General features: G+C 33.3%; 15 protein-coding genes and 1 pseudogene. 2 read left to right on the top strand and 14 right to left on the bottom strand.

Annotated features, from left to right (window positions below; all coding sequences use genetic code 11):
• Nucleotides 1-23 precede the first annotated feature (23 nt).
• From B2145_RS03370 to B2145_RS03355, 4 genes are all read right to left on the bottom strand, one after another.
• Nucleotides 24-920 (bottom strand): tyrosine-type recombinase/integrase, encoded by an 897-nt coding sequence (locus tag B2145_RS03370; RefSeq protein WP_291098220.1) that lies wholly within the window; start codon nt 918-920, stop codon nt 24-26.
• Between the two features lie 124 nt (nt 921-1,044).
• Nucleotides 1,045-1,242, bottom strand: a complete 198-nt coding sequence (rpsU, locus tag B2145_RS03365; RefSeq protein WP_291098299.1) for a 30S ribosomal protein S21 — start codon at nt 1,240-1,242, stop codon at nt 1,045-1,047.
• Nucleotides 1,243-1,442: 200 nt separating this feature from the next.
• Nucleotides 1,443-2,585 carry an acyl-CoA dehydrogenase family protein gene (locus B2145_RS03360; protein WP_291098218.1) on the bottom strand — a complete coding sequence of 381 codons (1,143 nt, stop codon included), beginning with the start codon at nt 2,583-2,585 and terminating at the stop codon, nt 1,443-1,445.
• Nucleotides 2,586-2,598: 13 nt separating this feature from the next.
• Nucleotides 2,599-3,483: a ComEA family DNA-binding protein gene (locus B2145_RS03355; protein ID WP_291098215.1), complete on the bottom strand. Its 885-nt coding sequence runs from the start codon at nt 3,481-3,483 to the stop codon at nt 2,599-2,601.
• A gap of 196 nt (nt 3,484-3,679) precedes the next feature.
• Between B2145_RS03355 and B2145_RS03350 the strand changes: the two genes are divergently transcribed.
• Nucleotides 3,680-5,170 carry an amino acid permease gene (locus tag B2145_RS03350; RefSeq protein WP_291098212.1) on the top strand — a complete coding sequence of 497 codons (1,491 nt, stop codon included), beginning with the start codon at nt 3,680-3,682 and terminating at the stop codon, nt 5,168-5,170.
• 73 nt (nt 5,171-5,243) lie between these two features.
• Here B2145_RS03350 and B2145_RS03345 read toward each other — a convergent pair whose 3' ends face one another.
• The 6 genes from B2145_RS03345 to B2145_RS03320 form a co-directional block, all read right to left on the bottom strand.
• Entirely contained in the window at nt 5,244-5,471 is a 228-nt protein-coding gene (locus B2145_RS03345; RefSeq protein ID WP_291098209.1) for a PspC domain-containing protein, read from the bottom strand.
• A gap of 80 nt (nt 5,472-5,551) precedes the next feature.
• Nucleotides 5,552-6,823: a DUF2851 family protein gene (locus B2145_RS03340; protein ID WP_291098206.1), complete on the bottom strand. Its 1,272-nt coding sequence runs from the start codon at nt 6,821-6,823 to the stop codon at nt 5,552-5,554.
• Between the two features lie 175 nt (nt 6,824-6,998).
• Nucleotides 6,999-7,481, bottom strand: coding sequence for a 3'-5' exonuclease (locus B2145_RS03335; protein ID WP_291098203.1), 483 nt, complete (start codon nt 7,479-7,481; stop codon nt 6,999-7,001).
• Between the two features lie 87 nt (nt 7,482-7,568).
• Nucleotides 7,569-8,339 carry a Fic family protein gene (locus B2145_RS03330; protein WP_291098200.1) on the bottom strand — a complete coding sequence of 257 codons (771 nt, stop codon included), beginning with the start codon at nt 8,337-8,339 and terminating at the stop codon, nt 7,569-7,571.
• 67 nt (nt 8,340-8,406) lie between these two features.
• Nucleotides 8,407-11,187 carry a DEAD/DEAH box helicase family protein gene (locus B2145_RS03325; protein ID WP_291098197.1) on the bottom strand — a complete coding sequence of 927 codons (2,781 nt, stop codon included), beginning with the start codon at nt 11,185-11,187 and terminating at the stop codon, nt 8,407-8,409.
• A gap of 48 nt (nt 11,188-11,235) precedes the next feature.
• Entirely contained in the window at nt 11,236-13,296 is a 2,061-nt protein-coding gene (locus tag B2145_RS03320) for a site-specific DNA-methyltransferase (RefSeq protein ID WP_291098194.1), read from the bottom strand.
• Between the two features lie 101 nt (nt 13,297-13,397).
• Between B2145_RS03320 and B2145_RS03315 the strand changes: the two genes are divergently transcribed.
• Nucleotides 13,398-13,637, top strand: a complete 240-nt coding sequence (locus B2145_RS03315) for a helix-turn-helix domain-containing protein (protein ID WP_291098191.1) — start codon at nt 13,398-13,400, stop codon at nt 13,635-13,637.
• A 139-nt stretch (nt 13,638-13,776) separates the two neighbouring features.
• Here the strand turns inward: B2145_RS03315 and B2145_RS03310 are convergent.
• The 4 genes and pseudogenes from B2145_RS03310 to B2145_RS03295 form a co-directional block, all read right to left on the bottom strand.
• Nucleotides 13,777-13,899 (bottom strand): annotated as a pseudogene (locus tag B2145_RS03310) (helix-turn-helix domain-containing protein); the annotation flags it as partial.
• A gap of 41 nt (nt 13,900-13,940) precedes the next feature.
• Nucleotides 13,941-15,881: a putative porin gene (locus B2145_RS03305; RefSeq protein ID WP_291098189.1), complete on the bottom strand. Its 1,941-nt coding sequence runs from the start codon at nt 15,879-15,881 to the stop codon at nt 13,941-13,943.
• 155 nt (nt 15,882-16,036) lie between these two features.
• The gene (locus B2145_RS03300; RefSeq protein ID WP_291098187.1) at nt 16,037-17,410 is read right to left on the bottom strand and encodes a RagB/SusD family nutrient uptake outer membrane protein; all 1,374 of its coding nucleotides are present in this window, start codon (nt 17,408-17,410) and stop codon (nt 16,037-16,039) included.
• Between the two features lie 4 nt (nt 17,411-17,414).
• Nucleotides 17,415-20,537 carry a SusC/RagA family TonB-linked outer membrane protein gene (locus B2145_RS03295; protein ID WP_291098184.1) on the bottom strand — a complete coding sequence of 1,041 codons (3,123 nt, stop codon included), beginning with the start codon at nt 20,535-20,537 and terminating at the stop codon, nt 17,415-17,417.
• Between the last annotated feature and the right edge of the window lie 180 nt (nt 20,538-20,717).

Below are 20,717 nucleotides of genomic sequence, written 5' to 3'. Positions count from 1 at the left end.
TTTATTGGTTAAACATATTCGAATTATTTTTGATTTCTTGGATGTGCCTCTTCATAAACTTTTTTTAGTTCCGATAAACTACTATGCGTATAAATTTGTGTTGACGCCAAACTTGAATGTCCCAATAATTCTTTCACTGAATTTAAATCGGCTCCGTTGTTCAATAAGTGAGTCGCAAATGTATGTCTTAATATGTGCGGACTTTTCTTTACTTTCTCGGAAACAGTACTAAAGTACGTATTTATTAATCGATACACAAAGGAATCATTTAATTTTAACCCTTTTTTTGTGAGAAAAAAATACTCTCCATCCGTAACTTTCTCTAAATGTGTTCTTTCGTTCAAATACAAAATTAGTTGCTTAGCAATAATTGGCAACACAGGAAGAATCCGTTCCTTATTTCTTTTACCAAGAACCTTTATTGTATTATTGGACGGATTAACATTGCTGGTTTTGAGATGAATTAATTCGGTTCTGCGAATTCCGGTGGTGTAAAATAAGTCGATTATGAGTTTGTCTCTTATCGCTTCGAAACCTTCCGGATTTTGTATTTGATTCAAAACCTCAGCAACTTCTTTTTCGGAAAACGGAATTTGAAGTGTTTTAGGAGTTTTTAATGCTTTGTGTTTCAAAAGCGGACTAACTTCTATTTGTTTTGTCTTCAACAGGAATTTATAAAACGCCTTCAGCGAAGCAATCTTTCTGTTAACGGTCCCATTAGACAAATTGTCATCGACAAGTGAAACAATCCAAGTCCTGATTTGACTGTAGTTCACTTGCTCGACATTTTCTTGATTGAATTGATTTTTGTTGAACGACTCAAAGAATCCTATGTCATTCAAATACGCATTTACGGTATGTGGAGAATACTTTTTCTCCAATTGCAGATAATCTTTAAATGATTGTAAGTTGTTAGTCATATAAAAAGATTGCTTCGTTCCGATAGCTATCGGAACTCTCAATGACAAGTCATAAAAAAAACCGTTAGTATCAAAGGTATTAAACTTTAATGACTAACGGTACTTTATTTTAATAGAAAAATAATTAACTATTCTCTATGTTGTCTCTCATATTCTGGATATAAGCTGCTTTTTGAATTTTGATTCTATTGGTAACTGAAGGTTTAATAAAAGCAGTACGTGCTCTTAGTTGACGAACAGTTCCTGTTTTATCAAATTTTCTTTTATAGCGCTTTAATGCTCTATCGATATTTTCTCCGTCTTTAATTGGTATAATTAACATAATATAGACACCCCCTTTCTTTAAGTGTGCAAAAGTAATCAAACTTTTGAATTATGAGTTATAAATTGCGAATTATTTAAAAAGAAATATAGAACAAAGAAAAAAGAGGATAGATGTAATCGAAAAAGCCAAGTTACAATTTCTTGTTTCTTGGCTCTTATCCTATTAACATAAACAGATTGCTTCGTTCCTCGCAATGACTACCCTTTCAAAATATTTCTCGAAATAACTAATTTCTGAATTTCAGTAGTTCCTTCTCCAATGGTACACAGTTTCGAATCTCTATAGAATTTCTCCACGGGATAATCCTTCGTATAACCATAACCACCGTGAATTTGTACCGCTTCGTTGGCCACTTTCACGCAAACTTCAGAAGCATACATTTTGCTCATTGCACCGAGAGTTGTCATATTTCGGTTGTTATTTTTCAGGAAAGCCGCTTTGTGCAACAGCAATTCCGAGGCTTCGATTTCGGTAGCCATATCGGCTAGTTTGAACGAAATTCCTTGAAATTCACATATTGGTTTACCGAATTGATGTCTTTCTTTCGAATATTTCAATGAAGCTTCATAAGCTCCTTTTGCAATTCCGAGTGACAGCGCCCCAATGGAAATTCTTCCGCCGTCTAATATTTTCATTGATTGAACGAATCCGTCTCCCACTTCTCCCAATCTATTGGCATCGGGAATTCGGCAATTGTCAAATATCAATTCGGCCGTTTCGCTGGCACGCATTCCTAATTTATTTTCTTTTTTCCCCGAGGTGAATCCCGGCATTCCTTTTTCGAAAACAAAGGCGGTCATTCCCTTGGAATCTCCTTTTTTTCCGGTACGCACAATAACCACGGCGATATCGCCTGATTTACCGTGCGTGATGAAGTTTTTGGCTCCATTTACAACCCAATGATCACCGTCTTTAACTGCAGTTGTATTCATACCGCCAGCATCAGAACCGGTGTTGTGCTCGGTCAATCCCCAAGCACCAATATGTTCGCCCGTGGCTAATTTTGGAATCCATTTTTTCTTTTGTTCTTCGTTTCCAAAAGTCAAAATATGATTGACACATAATGAATTATGCGCCGCAACCGATAATCCTATCGACGGATCGACTTTGGATATTTCTTCTATAATGGTAATATATTCGTGATAACCCAATCCGGAACCGCCGAGTTCTTCAGGCACCAAAACCCCCATAAAACCCATTTCGCCCAGTTTTTTGAACAACGGAATCGGAAAAGTTTGGGCCTCATCCCACTCCATTATATAAGGTCTAATATTTTTTTCTGCAAAATCCCGAATAGATTGTGCAATCATTACTTGTGTTTCGCTGTAATCAAAGTTCATTTTTGTGCTCTTTTTAGAACGCCAAATATAGCGCAATTATGGCGATTTTATCGACCGGGAAATCTTTAATTTTAGACAAATCTTCTTTGGTTTTGAAGTCGCCATTCATACTTCTAAAGGTAACTATGTTTTTTGCGAGCGGATATTTGAAATAAGGGAATTGGGAAAGCTCTTTTATGGAGGCATTGTTGATGTCAATTTTTTTGAAGTTGGGAAGTGTGAAAACCTTGAAATGGGAGTTTAAATTATCAATAACTTCAGGCGAAAGTCCCCAAACGTCTTTCACTTGTTCCATCGAAACAAAGCCACCCAAACTTTCTTTGAATTTTAAAATCCGAAGCGAAATTGCCTCGCCTATTCCATAAATCTTGATTAAATCTTCCTGAGTCGCTTGATTGATGTCGATGATGACAATTTTCTCTTTTTTGGCGAAAGCCGTATTGGGGTACTTTTTATAGTCTTTGAATTCCTTTTTGTTGTTTACCCAATCCGGGAATTTGAAATAAGGCGAGATGGCCTCCAACAAGGAATCAGAAACTTTTGTCACGGCTTGAAATTCTTTTGGCGAATTCACATATTTATTTTCTTTCCTAAAAGCAAGCAGTCGGTCAATTTCGAGAACTGACATTCCGAGTTTATATCCCTTGAAATCTGTGATAAAATTGGGATTAAAGGGATAAATCTTTGGAACATAATCTCGTTTTTCCTGTTTCACCGAATCAATTTGCGATTGTAGGGAAAGCCATTTTTCTTTTTCGGGAGAAGTAGTAGAAAACGAACTGAAATCAGCAAAAAAATAAATTAATTGCAAAATGATGATGATGGCAAACAATGAAAAAATACCCGAGCGTTGACCTCGCGAAAACTTAAAATAGGATTTTATTGTTTTGAAATTCATTCCTTTAGATTAAATTAACTCTATACAAATTGAGTTTTAAACCCTAAAAATAATAAATAATTTATGAAATAGTTCTTTCCTCTAAAGAAATGTCAAAAAACAAAATAAGATAATTTAAAAAAAATACGGATTTCTATATCGTTGCAACATTAAAAAAACAATATATTTGAAAACTAATAACAATAAACCATAAAATATGTCTATTTGGAAAAGAAAACCATTAGCCCAGCTTTTAGCAGAAGCCGCTGATTCTGAAAAAGGATTAAAAAGAACACTAACCGCTTGGTCATTAATGGCATTGGGTATTGGCGCTATCATTGGTGCTGGTTTGTTTGTAAGAACTGCAATGGCAGCTTCCCAAAATGCCGGTCCATCAGTAACTATCGCCTTTGTTGTTGCTGCTGTTGGCTGTGCTTTGGCAGGATTATGTTATGCCGAACTTTCTTCATCCATTCCTATTTCAGGAAGTGCTTATACGTATACATATGCTACAATGGGTGAGTTTTTAGCCTGGATTATTGGCTGGGATTTAATTCTTGAATATGCCGTAGGAGCTGCAACTGTCGGAATTGCTTGGAGTGAATATTTGAATAATTTTTTGATTAACGTGCTTCATATTAGCCCAATTCCATTTGAATTTTCGCATTCACCCTTCCAAAAAATAGTCGATCCTGTAACTAACGAAGTAACGCACGGAATAATCAATTTACCCGCTTTGTTTATAGTTGGTATGATAACTTTGCTTTTGATAAAAGGAATTCAAGAATCTGCGTTTGTGAATGGAATTATTGTAATCGTAAAAGTCACCATCGTAATTCTAATTATTGTAATTGGTTGGCATTTCATCAATCCTGTTAACCACACTCCTTATATTCCTGCCGCTTCTGTATTTACTGATGAGCACGGAATTGATCACAGTTATGGTGGTATAATGGGAATTCTAGGAGCTGCAGGCACCGTGTTTTTTGCCTTTATTGGATTTGATGCCGTGAGTACCGCTGCCCAAGAAACGAAAAATCCAAAGAGAAACATGCCAATAGGAATTTTAGGATCACTGGCAATATGTACGGTTTTATATATTCTTTTTGCCCACGTTTTGACAGGCGTTGCCACGGTTGAAGATTTTAGAACTGGCGGAAAAGAAGCCTCGGTTTCATTTGCCATCAACAAATATATGATTGGTTATTCCTGGCTGGGTCAACTAGTGACTGTCGCCATTTTATTTGGATTTACCTCCGTAATTTTGGTGATGTTACTTGGACAATCAAGGGTTTTTTACTCTATGAGTAAAGACGGCTTGTTGCCAAAAAGATACAGCAAATTACATTCAAAATTTCAAACTCCCTACAAAGCAAACCTAGCAATATTAGTAATTGTAGGTGCATTTGCTGCGTTCATTCCTGGCGATATCGTGGGTGATATGACAAGTATAGGAACATTATTTGCCTTTGTTTTAGTTTGCATTTCGGTAATCATTTTAAGAAAAAGAGAACCCGATATGAAAAGAGAATTCAGGACTCCTTGGGTTCCTTTCGTCCCAATATTGGGTGTTGTGGTTTGTTTAGCAATGATGTACGGTTTAGGATGGCCAAACTGGCTGCGATTATTTGCTTGGATGGCAATTGGTATTATAATTTATTTTGCTTATGGCCGAAAAAATAGCGTCTTGAATAATCCGGACAAATAATTTTCTATCGCATTAAAAAAGGGATTATAGAGTTTTAAAACTTTATAATCCCTTTTTTATTAATAATAATTCGCTACAAATCAAAAACTGAACTGCGTTTGGCCCGAACCAAATCTTTCAGCCGAATCCAGAAAGCCAGCGTTAAATACACACCAAACCACAAACCGGCGGTTACAAACGTGATGTAAATAAAAAACAAGCGCACGCTGGTTACCCGCATTCCCAGCTTGTCGGCAAGGCGAGAGGAAACATGAAAGCCATGTTTTTCGAAAAAGTATTTAAGTTTTAGAACTGCCGACATTTTTTTAGATTACGAGTTATACCCTTCGAATGTACTCAGGGTGACAATATTATGACTTATAGGCAAAATTACAAAATTTTCTAATTCTTCTTCAATAATTCCATTCCAATTCCACATTCCAAGCAACGGCTTTTGTTGCAATATTCGTTTTTGAGTTGCAATAGGGATTGGGATTCAAAAGCATTTTTGGACTTTATTCCAAAAGAACCAAATTTATCCATAATCGCATTTTGCTCTGGAGCGACTTCATTCAGCAGCTGAATCAAGTCTTCGGAAATTTCCTTGCCCTGACTTTTTGCATACGCAAATTGAAGCGGAATCAGGGTATTTATGATAACCAAATCGACAAATGATTTGGATAGTTTTTTCTTTTTCTTGGGACTTTCCTTGTCAAACTGATAATGGTTTTGCCAATAATTGGATGCCGAAACTTCGAAAGTTTCATAAATACTCTTAACTGAATTTGAAGTGCTGATTTTCGAAAACAAGTTTTGCTGTACGTGGTACAAATTGGCCAATTGCGAGAGTCGAATTGTCGGGAAATTATCGGGGCGATGCTTGAAAAACTGGACAGGATCCACTATTTTTTTCTCTATTTGGTATTTGTGCAGCAAATAAAAATACCTGAATTTCAAATCCTTGAAATAATTATCTTCCTTTTCCGAATCCAATAATCCCGCACTTCCCAATAGCAAGGCTTCCAAGTTTTCGACCTCGAAACTTTCTTTTCTTATGATGGAAAAAGGAATCGATTGGGCGATTTTTAAAAAGATTTCTCCATTGGTATTCAAACCAAAATTCTTGGCCAAGAGGCAAAACAACGCCGCTTCCCAATCATTGTTGCTTTGTTCCAGCAACTCGTAAATGGGTTTTGATTTTCTTTCCAAACGCTCAAAAAACAATCGTTCCTGCCAATTTCGCAAGGTAAATTCATCAATTTCTTTTAGTTGTCTTTCACAAAAAATCCAGGATTTTGGCGCCATCAATGACTGGTAATTCGTAATTGTTGCAGCGTCAACATAATTTTTAAGTTCCAAAACTGGGATTTCTGTATTGTTACTTCTGAATATTTCGGTGTCGTGTTCCCAAACTACGTGAAGAATCACGTTTTCATAAGCGGTATCTCTCTCGTGATGATGCACATACCAATCCGAAGATTTAAGATGAATCTCCACGTTTCCAGCCCATTTTTGGTCTCCAATAACAATCTGGGAATTGAAAAAATCAGGCCCGGCGAGTTCCAGATATTGCCCAACATTGACGATGATGATTTCCTCTCCATTGGAAGTTTTCAAATTCAAGGTGTCGAACTTCTTGAATTTCCAGAGATAATGGAGAAACTCTTCTTTCATTTTCAGACTTTTAGATAATAGAATAAAGCCTAAAGTAGTAAAAAAATAGATTCTGCCACAAAATTTTCTATGGTATTATTCTTTTCGCCACGAATTACACAAATTCTCACTAATTTTTTTTAAAATGATAAATTAATAATTCGTGGAATATTCGTGAAATTCGTGGCTAATTTTTCTATCGCATCAAATACAATTTGGCGCAAGCCCGAGCATCCGACAACGCTTCGTGATGATTCAAATCTATCTTCATTTTTCGGCAACAATCGCTTAATTTGGTTGGCACAATTCCTTTGGACTTGTAAATTTTAACGGTGCATTCCCAACGAGAAGCAATATTCAAATCGGCATAATCCAAATGATAAAGCGCCATCGATTTAGCAAGAACATTTCTGTCAAAACTTTCATTATGAGCGACAATCACTCGGTTTTGGAGACGTTTTTGGATTTCAGGATATACCTGTGCAAAGGTTTTTGCGTTTACAGTATCCCGCGGATAAATGCCGTGAACTGCTATTGTAAAATGGGAATATTCATTTCTTGGCGGCTTGATTAGCGTCACATATTCGTCAACAATCACGCCGTTTTCGACGGTAACAATTCCCACTGAACACGGATGGAATGCGGTGGCGGTTTCAAAATCTATGGCAGTGAAGGTCATTTGATATACGATTTTTGATTGCTGATTTTTGATTTCAGATTTTTGATTTCAGATTTACAATTTTTGAAATTGATATTGTCATTGAAATTACAAAAATAATGACTTTGGCAACATTTCAAGAAAAGGCATTGCTTTAGAATAATCCAAGGATTCGTACTCAAAACCTAGCCTTCTAAGATTATCATAATACAATTGATGGTTTTGATAATATTGTTTTTCGCTTTGCATAAACCAAGCTTTTGCGCCAAGTTTTTCCGACAAGAACCATTTTTCTAACAATCTTCCTGAACGTCCATTGCCGTCATTCCAAGGATGTATTTTTACAAAAACCAAATGTATCATACTGGCGAAATAGAAAATTTCTTCGAAAGTTAAATCTTGTTTCAATAGAGATTCAATATCGTCATAAAACTTGGTCATTTCATCATCTACTTGATGTGGCAAAGCTGCAACATATTCAATTCGTCCTTCATCGTTGGTAATAAACATATTTTGGACACGATGTTTGCCTTGCATTTGCTTTGAAACAAGATGTTTACCAATAAGTTTGTGCGCTTCTGAAATGGTGTTTTTATTCAACGGATTTATCTTTGCAAAAGTATAGGCATTATACAAATCATCAATTTTCTTGGTATAATCCGGAAGAAATTCTATTCCAAATTTTTTATGTTTAATATAGGAATCCAATTCTATTTCCTCTCCTTCAATCTTGCTTGAAAACACTGATGCAACCGAAGTGTAAAAACTAAACGATTCAGTAGAAATTTCGGCATCGTGAAGTGCCTCAAACTTTTCAGTTAATCCTTGAGGGAAGTTTTTTTTATAGTCTTCTAAAAGTATTTCTGGAATTATTTTCATTGATTGTTTAGTTACTCAACAAATATAAAACTAATATCAATTATACAAGTTTAATAGAAGTCAAACTTTAAATCGACACATCTAAATTTTCATTAACCGCTTTCTTAAAATCTAAATCGTTTTGATTATTGTACAATGGTAATCCAAATAAAACATAATCCTTGTTTTCGGCTTTTAGGATTTTGTTTGTTCCATATTTATGAGAAATTTGTTTTAAAAATTCTTCTTTCCATTTGCTATCATCGTTTGAAATTCTATCTCCGCCTTTTGGCTCTATAAATACTTGATAATATAATCCTTTCTTAGGCGATTTTAGAAATAATAAAAAATCAGGTTGAAATCCTCTTCCTTTTTCAAAATCATAAATTTTATAAACTTCTTCGTTTCTTAACAAGAATACTTTTTCATATTTATTTTCGAAATTACCCATCGTATCTTTCAAAAATGAAATCAGATTTCTTTCTTCGCTTGTTCCACTAAAACCATTATAAATATACCAATCCTTATCTTTTAACTCATTTTCTAAATCAATATTATTTAATTCTTCTACAATTGATTTTTCTTTATACCAAACATCCATTTCTTTGAATGGTTTTAATTCAAACTCTGAACCAACATAAGGATTTGAAATGGCTTGAATTTCAAAAGTAACTTTTTCAAAAAATCGGATTAAGGCATTTAATTGGTCAATATTCGTAACATCATCTAAACCGACAACCGTTTTTGGAACAATTAATCTTATCGGAAATTCTCCTAAAAGTTTATCTTCTAAAATTTCATCAATAGAATTTATACTTAATTCCTCTCGAAGTTTATTGAATCGTAATATTGAATTACTTTTTTTTGCTATGCTATTTATGGCTTTCCAAACGATGTGTCTTTCGAAATTTTTTAGTTCTAATTTCAATGTTTTACTATCGGATGAACCTTGTTTAAACCGAGTTGTATCCTCTTTTTCTTCAAGATTTACAGTTGTTTCATTAATTCTAAAAGTATCTAATTTATATTCAAAATCAAAAGTAGATTTTATTTCATCTAATGTAGATTTTCGATTATTTGGATTAGGTGGACGGCTGTTACAATAGAGTTGCATTTTATTGTAAAAGTCTTTATTATCTTCAATAAACGATTTTTTTAGTTCATATTTTTTCAGAATTTTATCCTGTTCCGGAAGTAATTCTTGGCGTTTTAATTCGTTTTTTAATTCGTTTAAATATTTCTCGTTGTTATCGCTATGAAAAAAGAACTCTTCTAAAACCCTTAAATCGTGGTTTAATAAATTATCAAATTTGCGTTTGTTCTTTTCTTTTTCTTCAAATTCAAATGGGTAATATCGAACACCCCTACCTATTAATTGCACTTCAGATGTAGTAGCTTTCCCTGCTTTTCTACTTCCAGATTCACTTTTACCTTCATCACGTCCTTCGTACATTCGCACAATATCATAAAGATTTAAAACATCCCAACCTTCTGTAAGCCTTTGTACGGTAAAAATGGCTCGAATATGATTGTTTTTATCCTCAAGACTGTTTAATAATCTTTCGGTTTCGGCTTCGGTTTTTTCTATTGTTTTTGTACCTTTTTTAGAATTGGTAATAATACAATTTCGTTCTACAAATGCGCCTTGCAAGTATTTAATAATATGATTAGCCGTCAACTTATTTTCGAGCATATACCGTTTAATATCAATAATTCGGCTTTGTCCTTTTTTATACAATTCCGTAATATTAAAAAGGGCTTCTTCATCAAATTCATTCAAAAAAATAAAATCTTCGGTTGTTAAATCTTTGATTAAATTAATGAAAAACTCAAAATCTTCTTGCGAATTATTTTCTTGGTCTTTGTCGATGTATTTACTTCTGAAAAGTATAACTGGTTTGAAATTTGGAATGTTATATTTTAACGCAATTTCATTTCTGTACCAATTGAATAACAAGGCTTGCAAAACTCTTTTTCGTTTGCTAAAAGAACTCGAAACCAGATTAATCTCTTTGGTGTACCCTGCTTTTAGAAAATCTTTTAAATCAAATTTTGCTATTGTTTTGGGAACATATTTTTCTTTTACATCTATATTATCTGGAATCGTTGCCGTAAATTCGATAAGCGCATTTTTGTTAGGGAAATTTTGTTCCTTTTTTCCTTTATTTAAAATCAACTGAATAACCGTGTGTTCCCAACTTTTTTCTACTTGGTCTTGACTTGCTTTTTCGGACAATTCAAAAACCGTCTCAATTTCTAACTGTTGCCCTTTTTTCTTTTTGGTCGTTGCGTTCAAATGATGTGCTTCGTCGCCAAGCATAATGATATCGTCTTTTTGCAATTGCTCCAAGAAAAGACTATCTTCTTTTACTTTATAAACCGAATTATGAAGTGCGTGAATAGTCGTAAAAACAATTTGAATAGCATCATCATAATTAGAAAATGTATCTACTTTTTTTATATTTACAATCGTATCATCAATAACAATATTGGGCTGAAATAAATATTTATTGTGTAACGGATTGGTTAAGTTATCTTCTGTTTTGCCAACTATGTTGTTTTGATTTACAAAAAAGATGAACTTGTTTTTTCCTTGTTTGTAATAATATAAAATCACGGCTGCCATCAACAAGGTTTTTCCTGTTCCAGTCGCCATATTAAAAAGCAAATGAGTTGGATTTTTATCTTCTTCATATTCTTTTATAACCGCATAATCTAAAAAGTTAAGCAAGGCGCTTTCCTGCCACTTGAAAAGTGTAAATTTTAAATTATCTGTGATATAATTCGGAATGTTAGAATAAGGCAAACGATATTCTCTTTGCTTTTCTGCTATTTCTTGATAAAGATATTTTTCTGGAAATAAACTCATTGTTTGTTAGGGTTTTATCTTTGTCAAAGTTTTGAACTTTGACAAATATTACAGTTGATAAAAATCTTTTGTTACGGCAATATCAGTTGTACTCAAAGCATAACGACTGTCTTCCATGTCCGAAACATTGACATACAACTGGTTTAAATCAAGCATTTTGGCAAACATTATTTTTTGTTGGTCTAAAGTCAATTTTTTGAAGTTTTCTTCTTTGCAAATTATTTCCCTAAACTCATTTACTTTGACATTATAATGCAAGAAATACTTGTCGCGCATTACGTCAAAATAATCAACTAAAGCCTCATAACTTTCACAAGACTGAATGTGTTCAATAGCATTTTGATTATTTTTGGCTAGTTCTAAATAGACGAATGAACCGCCTCCTTGCCAGTTTACTGATTTTGAGATTCCCGTTTGGTCGTTATTTATAACGTTTTGTAATCTTGTTTTAGATAAATTTACTTGATTATCCATTTGTTCAATCCCAATATATTGAATTCCTAATTTATGAGCAATTGCACAACTTGAACCTGAACCTAAATGAAAATCTAAAAAAATATCTTTTTCAGAAATATTAGCAATTTCAAATATCTTTTTTAAAAAATTTTCTGGTTTTTTTCCGTTTTTAAAAATAATCCCTCCTTCATTGGCACAATTATTAAAATCCTTTTCAAAATCATAATAATTGGGATAAGGATTACCTTTATCATTACCCGCTTTAGTGGGCTTTCCTTGATAATAAAACCCATTCGAGCCATTGTCAAAAGGCTGTCTAATATAGCGATAACCTAAACCGTCGCCTTTTTCTCCCATTTTTAAAACTTTATATAACGCTCCTTTACCATCGCCTTCTTTTTTCTCACGTAAAAACAATTCGTAAAATTCTGAAGCAGAACCTTTCTGCGTAATCAATGACCCTCTAATATTATATTCCTTATAGCTTCCATTAGCTTTTTTAACTAACTCATAATCCTCTTTTTTATAAATTTCAACTTCAAAACCATTTATTATTTCTACTTTATATGGCTTAACACTTGGTTTGATTATCAAATCAAAATTATAATCAAAATCTTTATTTTTTTCTAAAAAAATTCTGTTTGGGGTAAATTCCGGCATTGAATAACAGAGTGTTTGCTCCATAACTTTTTGGTATCTTGCATCTTGCCTCAAAATCCTATTCTCGTGTCGTACCTTAATATGAAAAATATTTTCAAATCGTTCCTTTCCAAAAACATCGTCTAATAAAGAACGTAAATATGTGTACTCGTTATCATCTAAACTTATAAAAATCACACCATCATTTTTTAAAAATGTTTTTGCAATTTGCAACCTATTATACATAAAAGTCAACCAAGTAGAATGATTAAAATTATCATTGTATGCAAAACTATCATTCCCAGTATTATATGGCGGATCAATATAAATGAGTTTTACTTTGCCGGCAAACTCGCTTTTCAAAGTATGCAAGGCTAAAAGGTTGTTTCCTTTAATGATAAGATTGTCTTTTATCGTATCCTTTTCATCTCTTTCAAATTTCTGTATTGTTTCCCCTTCGGGGGTTAGGGGGCTGTATTTTTTTATGTTAGAAAACGCTTTAGGTTCAAGCAATCGGTCAATTTCGTCTTTGGCAAGAACGGTATTAAAAAATATTTCTTTTCGCTTGGCTTGTTTTGCAAGATAATGACCTTCTTTTGGGTCGTATTCAAAATAAGTATCAGTGCCTTCTTCGGTGCTTTGTCCTCCTTCAAGAATGCAATCTTTGTATGGAAAATCTAAAACAACATCGGAACTGTCTTTTAGAAATTTTCCACTAGCAGTTAATCCAATTCTGTTTTCGTATTGAGTGTAGGAATTATCAATTTTATTTTCATCCAGGAAAAACTTGAAATCATTGGTTTTAAAAACATAAACATCTTTAATTTTAAAGAAGAATTTTTCTCGTAATTCTTGATTTTCTAATAACAAACCAATTAAATTTTCATCGGTTTTATCGACTAAATCGTGGATTTTATTGAGCATCAAATCCCCTTGATTGTCTATTAGTTTTGTGGTGGAAGTATTGTTGGATTCCGATTTTAAAACCGATTCGAGAATTGCGTATAGTTTCATTTAAATCATTTATATTTTTCCAAATATATAAAAAAACAGTTGAATACAACCCGATTCATACAATCCTATTTATTTAATCAGACGAAAGTAACTTTCCAATTATGGAAAAAAGAGTTCGGAAATCGGAAATGAGTCAAGAAATTCTCCTTTTAGGGAAGCGTATTGAGGAAATTATCAAAGAAAAAGGATTGAAAACTAGAGAAGTTGCTCACGATGCTGATATGGATGTTGAAAATCTAAGAAAATATATTAAAGGAAAACAAGAAATGAAAGTAAGCACAATGCTAAAAATAGTTGAAGCACTTAAAATAGAGGTTAAAGATCTTTTTAAAACTCAATAAAATATCAATATAATTTATGGCTATTAAAAAGTTTTCCGTCAACCCGCAACACTATAAAGCAAAAAACCTGCAAGGTTCAAAAAACCTTGCAGGTGTATTTTAAAATCCCTCGACTGCGCTCGGGAAGACAAATCTAAAACTATTTTATCGAACCAATAATATCCGATTTGGTAATAATATGGTGGCTTCCGTTTTCTAAATCTACCAAAACCACTTCGTTTTCTTTGGTAAACAATCTGGAAACTTCCTCGATTGTGCCTAATATATTTTCTGAATATTTCATTTTAAAAAAGAATTTAAAATTTATTCGAAGAAATTCCAAACCAAACCAAATCGAATCATAAAATCGCGGTACGGAGTATTGGGTGCCGAATAGAAATTATTTCCTGTATAAGCCGAATTAAAATGTTCGGCTATTAAATAAATTCTAGTCCTTTGAATCCGGGCATTAAAGAAAAAATCGAGGTTTGGAAAATTACCGATTTCTTTCTTGTTTTGAACGAAAAACTCGCCAATTACCGGATTATAGTCATTCGCATAATATTTTGTAAAATAGTTCAAGGTCACTCCTGTTTGCAAAAACAAGGCTTTATGGAACATCGTATTAGAATAGTAAAGCGTGTTTCTTGTGACAATTTCGGGTACGTTTAGAATATAATCCTGCTGATCCGCTTTTTGATATAAAAGGGTGTTGTCCAATGCAAATTTTCCGAATTTTAATTCTTTGCCCACTTTAACCGACAAATAATTTATGGTGCCATTGTATTGGTTTGGTCTTACTATTTGGGTTGTTGCATCGGTAGCCACATTATCAAAATACAAATGGTCATTTAAGGTTAGAAATTGTAGCGACGCATCAAACCAAGGCGTAGTTACATTGGCATTAATCGAGTTTATTTTTTCGTTCTTGAATTCATTGTACCAGTTGTAATTTACGTAGCTGCTTTGGTACAAATCATAATTATTATTAGGCAATTTGTTTATGTTTTGGTATTCAAATGACAATTGAGTTTCTTCATTCAAATCATATCGCATCTTGGCGTCCAGATTCGACAAGGATTGATTTGTAATGGATCTTGAATATAAAAATTTGCCGTTCCATTTGTTTTTTTGATAGTCATATTGACCTCCCACACTGTTTATTCTTAGGTTTAATGCCGCAGGAATGGTCTGGCTGTCTAAAATTAATATTTGGTGGTAGTAATAACTGGTTCTAAAATCATCGATAAAAAACTGAAATTTCCCCAAGCTCGTATTTTCATAAATAAGTGCTGCCTTATTGTACATTTTATTGTAATGAGTTTGGTCATTTATCCCACTGGTTTTGTAAGAATCACCAAATCTATAGACCGTTGTAGCACCAACATTTGACGGAACTGTTGCTTGATTGTATTCGAAAAATTTATTTTCATAATTAAATTGATGGGCAACATACAAATTGTTGTCTCCCTTAACCGCATTGATTCTAAAAAAATGGTCCAAAAACACTCGTTTCCCTTTCAGGAATGATTTTGCATCATTAAAATAAACTTCGAATCTAGCCCTGTTTTTATAAGCAGGATCTTCACTCTCAAAATTATCAATAGTCGTGATTCCACCATTTTCGCCATTTGAAATGTCTTGGGAAGTAAAATGCGCATTGGCATAATAGCGCTCGTCTTTTGTGTTGTAACTTGTGGTGAACCTGAAATTTCCGGTGCTTGACAATTGATTGATATACTTTCCGGCAGATCGCAATCCTCTATAAGCAATAGAAAAATTGAATCTCGGAGAAGTGTTTAAGGTTATAAATGAGTCAACAGATTGTCCTTGCTGCATCACGGTTTTGAAATATAATTCTGTAACCGGAGTCGCAACGGAACAATATCGTATTTGATTTGCTTCCAAAAAATTAAAATGCTTTGCCTTGAAACCAAATTCGGGAAAGGGAGAAAAATCCGTTAAACTATATTGTAAAGTATTATAGGTTTGCCCTTCATTAGGAAAAGCCAAAAGCCCAAAAGTGTCTTTTCTCAAATAATTGAAACTATATGCTTTTTTTATCGTTAAGGAAGTGTCAATATAAGTGGTGTCGCGCTCCAGTGTAATCACTCGATATAAATCTATGGTAGCTACTTTTTTTGGTTTTTTTATTGAATCCGAGCGGTTGTATTTGCTATTATAGTCTAATTCATTAGTCTTTTTTTCTTGAGAAAACAGGAATGTTGGTAATACTAAAAGATATAAGAAAAAGAGAATCCTCATTTGGAACGGTATATAATTAGGTAATTATTCAAGAATTTTATTCAAGCAAAGGTAAATGAAAAAACATATAAATAAAAAAAGTAAATTAAGAGAAATAAAAAAACCCGATTGCATCTGCAATCGGGTTTTTTGTTAATATAAAAACTAATTATTGATTAGTATCCTTTATTTTGATCAGAATTTGAATTAGCATTCATTTCTCTTAATGGAATTGGAAATGCATATCTATAACTTCCATAAATAAGCGGTCCTAAATCATCATAAGTCTGCCTAACGGCATCTACAATAGGCATATCCTTTTTAGTTCTTGCAATATCATCAAATCTAAAACCTTCAAAGCATAGTTCCTTCCTACGCTCTAAAAGAATATTATCAATCGACACCGCAGCATAAGCCACTGCTCCACGGTTTGTCGCTACAAGATTTAAATTTGTCAAAGCTGAAGGATCAGCTGCATTAAGTCTAAAAGAAGCTTCTGCATTTATCAACAACATTTCTTCAAATCTAAACAACACAACGTTGATGTCTGCTTTTGTAAACTTACCAGTATTTCTCAAACGAGATTTTTCTTGTATTGTAATCATACCTCCTCTAACATCAGTTGAAGAGAATTGATCTTTTAAATCTTGCAAAGCAACAACATCTCCATAAGCAGTATTGTTAAAAATATTATACAAACTGTCATTCCCGCGGTTATCATCAGAAGCAAAAACTAATTCAAATATTGAATTTGCTTGCAGGTTTGCTTTAAATGCTGCAGGGTATTCAGCTGCAGTAAGTACTCTGGCTCCACTTCCGGTGATTACGGCTTGAGATGCCGTTTTGGCAATAGCCCAATCCCCAAAATAAAGCGCAACTCTAGCTTTAATAGCATTAACCGTAAAAGTTCTAATAGTTTTTTTATCTCCATTTAAAGAAGGAGTCATCATTGTTAAAGCTTTATCTAAATCATCATAAATAAAAGATTTAACTTCTCCTACAGTATTTCTTTTTGGCTTCATTTCTGTTGGCGCCAAAAATTGTTTAACATAAGCTACACCTAAGGCACTCAACCCTCCCGTTCCAACATGCTGTTGTCCAAAAATACGTACCAAATCATAATGAACTAATGCACGTAAAGCCATTGCCTGACCTTTGACATGATCAATAGCTACTTGATCTCCAGATATGTTAGCATTTATAATAATATTACAATTAGCAATAACACTATACATCTGTAGAAAAGCATCATCGGCGTCAACATTAGAATTAGTCATATCCATAGCCCCAGAAGTTAAAAACCTACCTGAAGTTCCATTTGCATATGCATTATCAGAACGAACATCGCCAAAAACTATTACATTTCTTCCGTAGTATGTGGCAGAAGTCATTCTATCATAAGCCCCACTGAGTAAACCTTTCAAATCCCCTACATTAGATATTACATTAACGTCTTTATTAACGGTCAAAGTAGGTTCAAGATCTTTTTCTGTACAAGAATTTAAAAAAATTCCAGAAAAAACCAAAACAGTATATATTATTTTTTTCATTTTCTTATAATTTTAGATTAATTGCAAATACTACTGATTTTACAGGAGGGCTAACTAAACGAGTTAAACCATCAGCTCGTACTTCTGGATCGTACTTCAAATTGCTGTCTTTTACAAAAGTCAACAAATTAGTTCCTCTTACTGACATGTCTAATCCTGCAAGTCCCATGGCTTTAAGAATCCCTTGGTTAAATTGATAACCCAATACTAAATCTTTCATTCTTAAATAATCCCCACCATACAAAAACCGTGTTGATGTAGATGCAGCACTTCTTCCACTTCCAATTTCCATTTTTGGAGTTGAAACAATATCACCAGGTTTTTGCCATCTGTCCATTAGGTTTTCCGTACCATTAAAAGTTGCGAAAGTATAATTCCCTGTACTTTGAGTATAAGAAGCCCAATCCTCAAAAACTTTATGCCCTCCTGCATAATAAAATGAAACATCAAAGTAAACACCTTTGTAATCAGCATGAGTTCCGAAACCACCAGAAAAAACAGGAGCCGATTTTCCTTGCATAGCAACTTTAGCATCATTATAGATAGATGTTGTTGCTCCATCTTGACCATTAACAAACCATAATGGCAAACCATTTGCCGGATCTACTCCAGCCCATTTACGCATATTCCAAGTATTAATTGATTCACCAACTTTGGTAATTCTTGTACCTGAAACAATTTCAATATCCTTCCCTGCTAAATCCTTTGCAAGCTTTTCAACTTTATTATCATTATGTGCATAATTTGCAGAAATTGACCAATGGAAATCTTTACTTCTAATAATTTCAAAATTAATATCTACTTCAATTCCTTTGTTCAGAACAGAACCAACATTCATTAACTGAGAGGTAACTCCTTGAGTCAATGAAACTGGAACACTTTGCAATAAATCGTAAGTGTTTCTATTATAGTAGGATGCACTTCCAGAAAATCTATTATTGAATACACCAAATTCAAACCCTACATCGGCAGTTTTATTTTTCTCCCAAGTTAAAGTTCCATTCCCAACACCTGATGGATAAAGAACTGGCTGCGAATCATAAGAAGCGGAAAATCCTAATAATCGTTGATATTGATTCTCGTTTATACCACTATTTCCAGAAGTACCATAAGATGCTCTCAGTTTCAAATTATTAAAAACTGATCCCTCCATAAATGCTTCTTTATAAATATTCCAAGCAGCACCTACCGACCAAAAATCACCAAAACGGAAATTTTCTGCAAATTTAGATGATCCTTCTCTTCTGTATGTAGCATCTAATATATATCTACTGTCGTAACCATAGTTGAACAATCCTAAATAAGAAATATTTGTCCAATCAACATAATTTCCTTCAACAGTTTTATTTTTTGAAACAACATCTAAATAATTCAAACCGTCCGCAGCAATACCTTCACCATAACCACCAAGATAATCATTTTTATTTTTTTGATGTTCGAATAAAGCAGTGGCATCAAAACTATGCTTGTCTAATTTCAAATTATAGTTAATCGAATTTTGTGAAACTAGATTTACATTCTTTCTAACATTTTGATAAACAGAGCCATTAAGAGCTTTTCCATCTCCATGAATTCTATTATTATAATTAAGATAGGTGTTCATTATGTAATCTACAGCAAATACAGATTTGTATTTGAAATGATTAGAAATTTTCCAATCCAAAGTATTGTTAGACATAAGCCTAACCAAATCATTCTTTTTAATATTATGCTCTAAAGTATAAAATGTGTTATGCAATGATGTCCAATAATTAATATCTGAAGGTTTTGGCCCAGTACCAGCAGCACTACCAATATTATAAGAACCATCAGCATTATAAGGATTAATCCATGGATTCATGAAATATTTAGATAAATTAGGGTTACTAAAAGTACCCGATCCTTCTAAAATACCATTTTGCTTTGCCTCAGAAAAGGAATTCGAAGAACTAAACTTAAGCGATTCGCTCAATTTTCTTGTCAAACCTAAGTTAGCTGTCAAACGATTAAATTCCCCCCCCTTAACGGTTGCCTCTGTCTTATTATAACCTAAAGATGCATTAAACGTACCTTTCTCATCACCTGAAGAAACTGATAAATTAGTATTTTGCACTAAGGCATCTTTGTTTTTTAACAATTCTCCCCAATTATGACTTACTCCGTCCCAATCTGCCAATGATCCATTCCTACCATCTGTAGTTTGTCCTAATGGTGTATTAAACAACCAAGTTTGCGCACCAGCTCTATCAAAACCATTGGCCGTTCCATAGCTATTAAAAATTGCATCTAAATAAAGCTCTTTTCTTTGATCTCCAGTCAAAGCATTTCTTCCATCAACAGCATTGTTTTGAAAACCAACAGAATTACTAAAATTGTAAACCGCCTTTCCTGTTTTACCTTTTTTGGTCGTAATTACAATTACACCATTAGAACCTCTTGCACCATAAGCAGCTGTTGCAGAAGCATCTTTCAAAACTGTAATACTTTCAATATCATTACTATTTATTGCCGCCAAAGAAGAAATCGAAGAAGATGTACTCGCATTTGGGTTCGTTCTATTATCATTAGCTCCTGAGAAATCTCCACTTACAACAGGAACGCCATCAATAACATACAAAGGTTGATTATTTGCTGAAATTGAACCTACACCTCTAATACGAATATCCTGAACCGAACCCGGAGTTCCTGAAGAACTAGAAACCTGTAAACCAGCTACCTTACCTTGTAAAGCCTGATCAACAGAAACAGTTGGAACACTACTTAAAACGCTTCCGGAAAGTTGTTTAGAACTACCTGTCATGTTACTTTTAGTTTTGGTAACATACCCCATTACAACAACTTCATTCATCATTTCTGCATCTGAAGCCATCTTAACGTTTAAAGAATCAGAAGTACCAACCTTAACCGTTATCTCCTGCATACCTACAAAAGAAAATACTAAAATTTCTCCCACACTTGCTTTAATAGAATACTTCCCGTCTAAATCAGTTTGTATTGATTTTTTTGTTCCTTTAACAATAACATTTACTCCCGGAATGGGACCTGAATTGTCTGAAACTACACCCGTAATTATTTTCTCTTGTGCAAAAGAAAACTGCATTGATAACGCTAAAAATAGCGTAAAAATCCATTTGAATTTTGATCTCATATTAATTTATTTGAATTAGTTATTTTGCAAAAATCTTAATAATTTCTTAAATAAACAACATAAATCTATGATAATATTATTTTTTTATTCACAATAAAAAATAGATATGAACATAATACCAACACAATACAGTCTTATTTATTCAACATTATTTAAAAAATAGTGTAAAAAATTATATTT

Origin of the sequence: Flavobacterium sp. UBA5153, from assembly GCA_002413745.1 — a bacterium.
GTDB lineage: Bacteria > Bacteroidota > Bacteroidia > Flavobacteriales > Flavobacteriaceae > Flavobacterium.
This window is presented reverse-complemented; position numbering and strand designations above follow the sequence as displayed.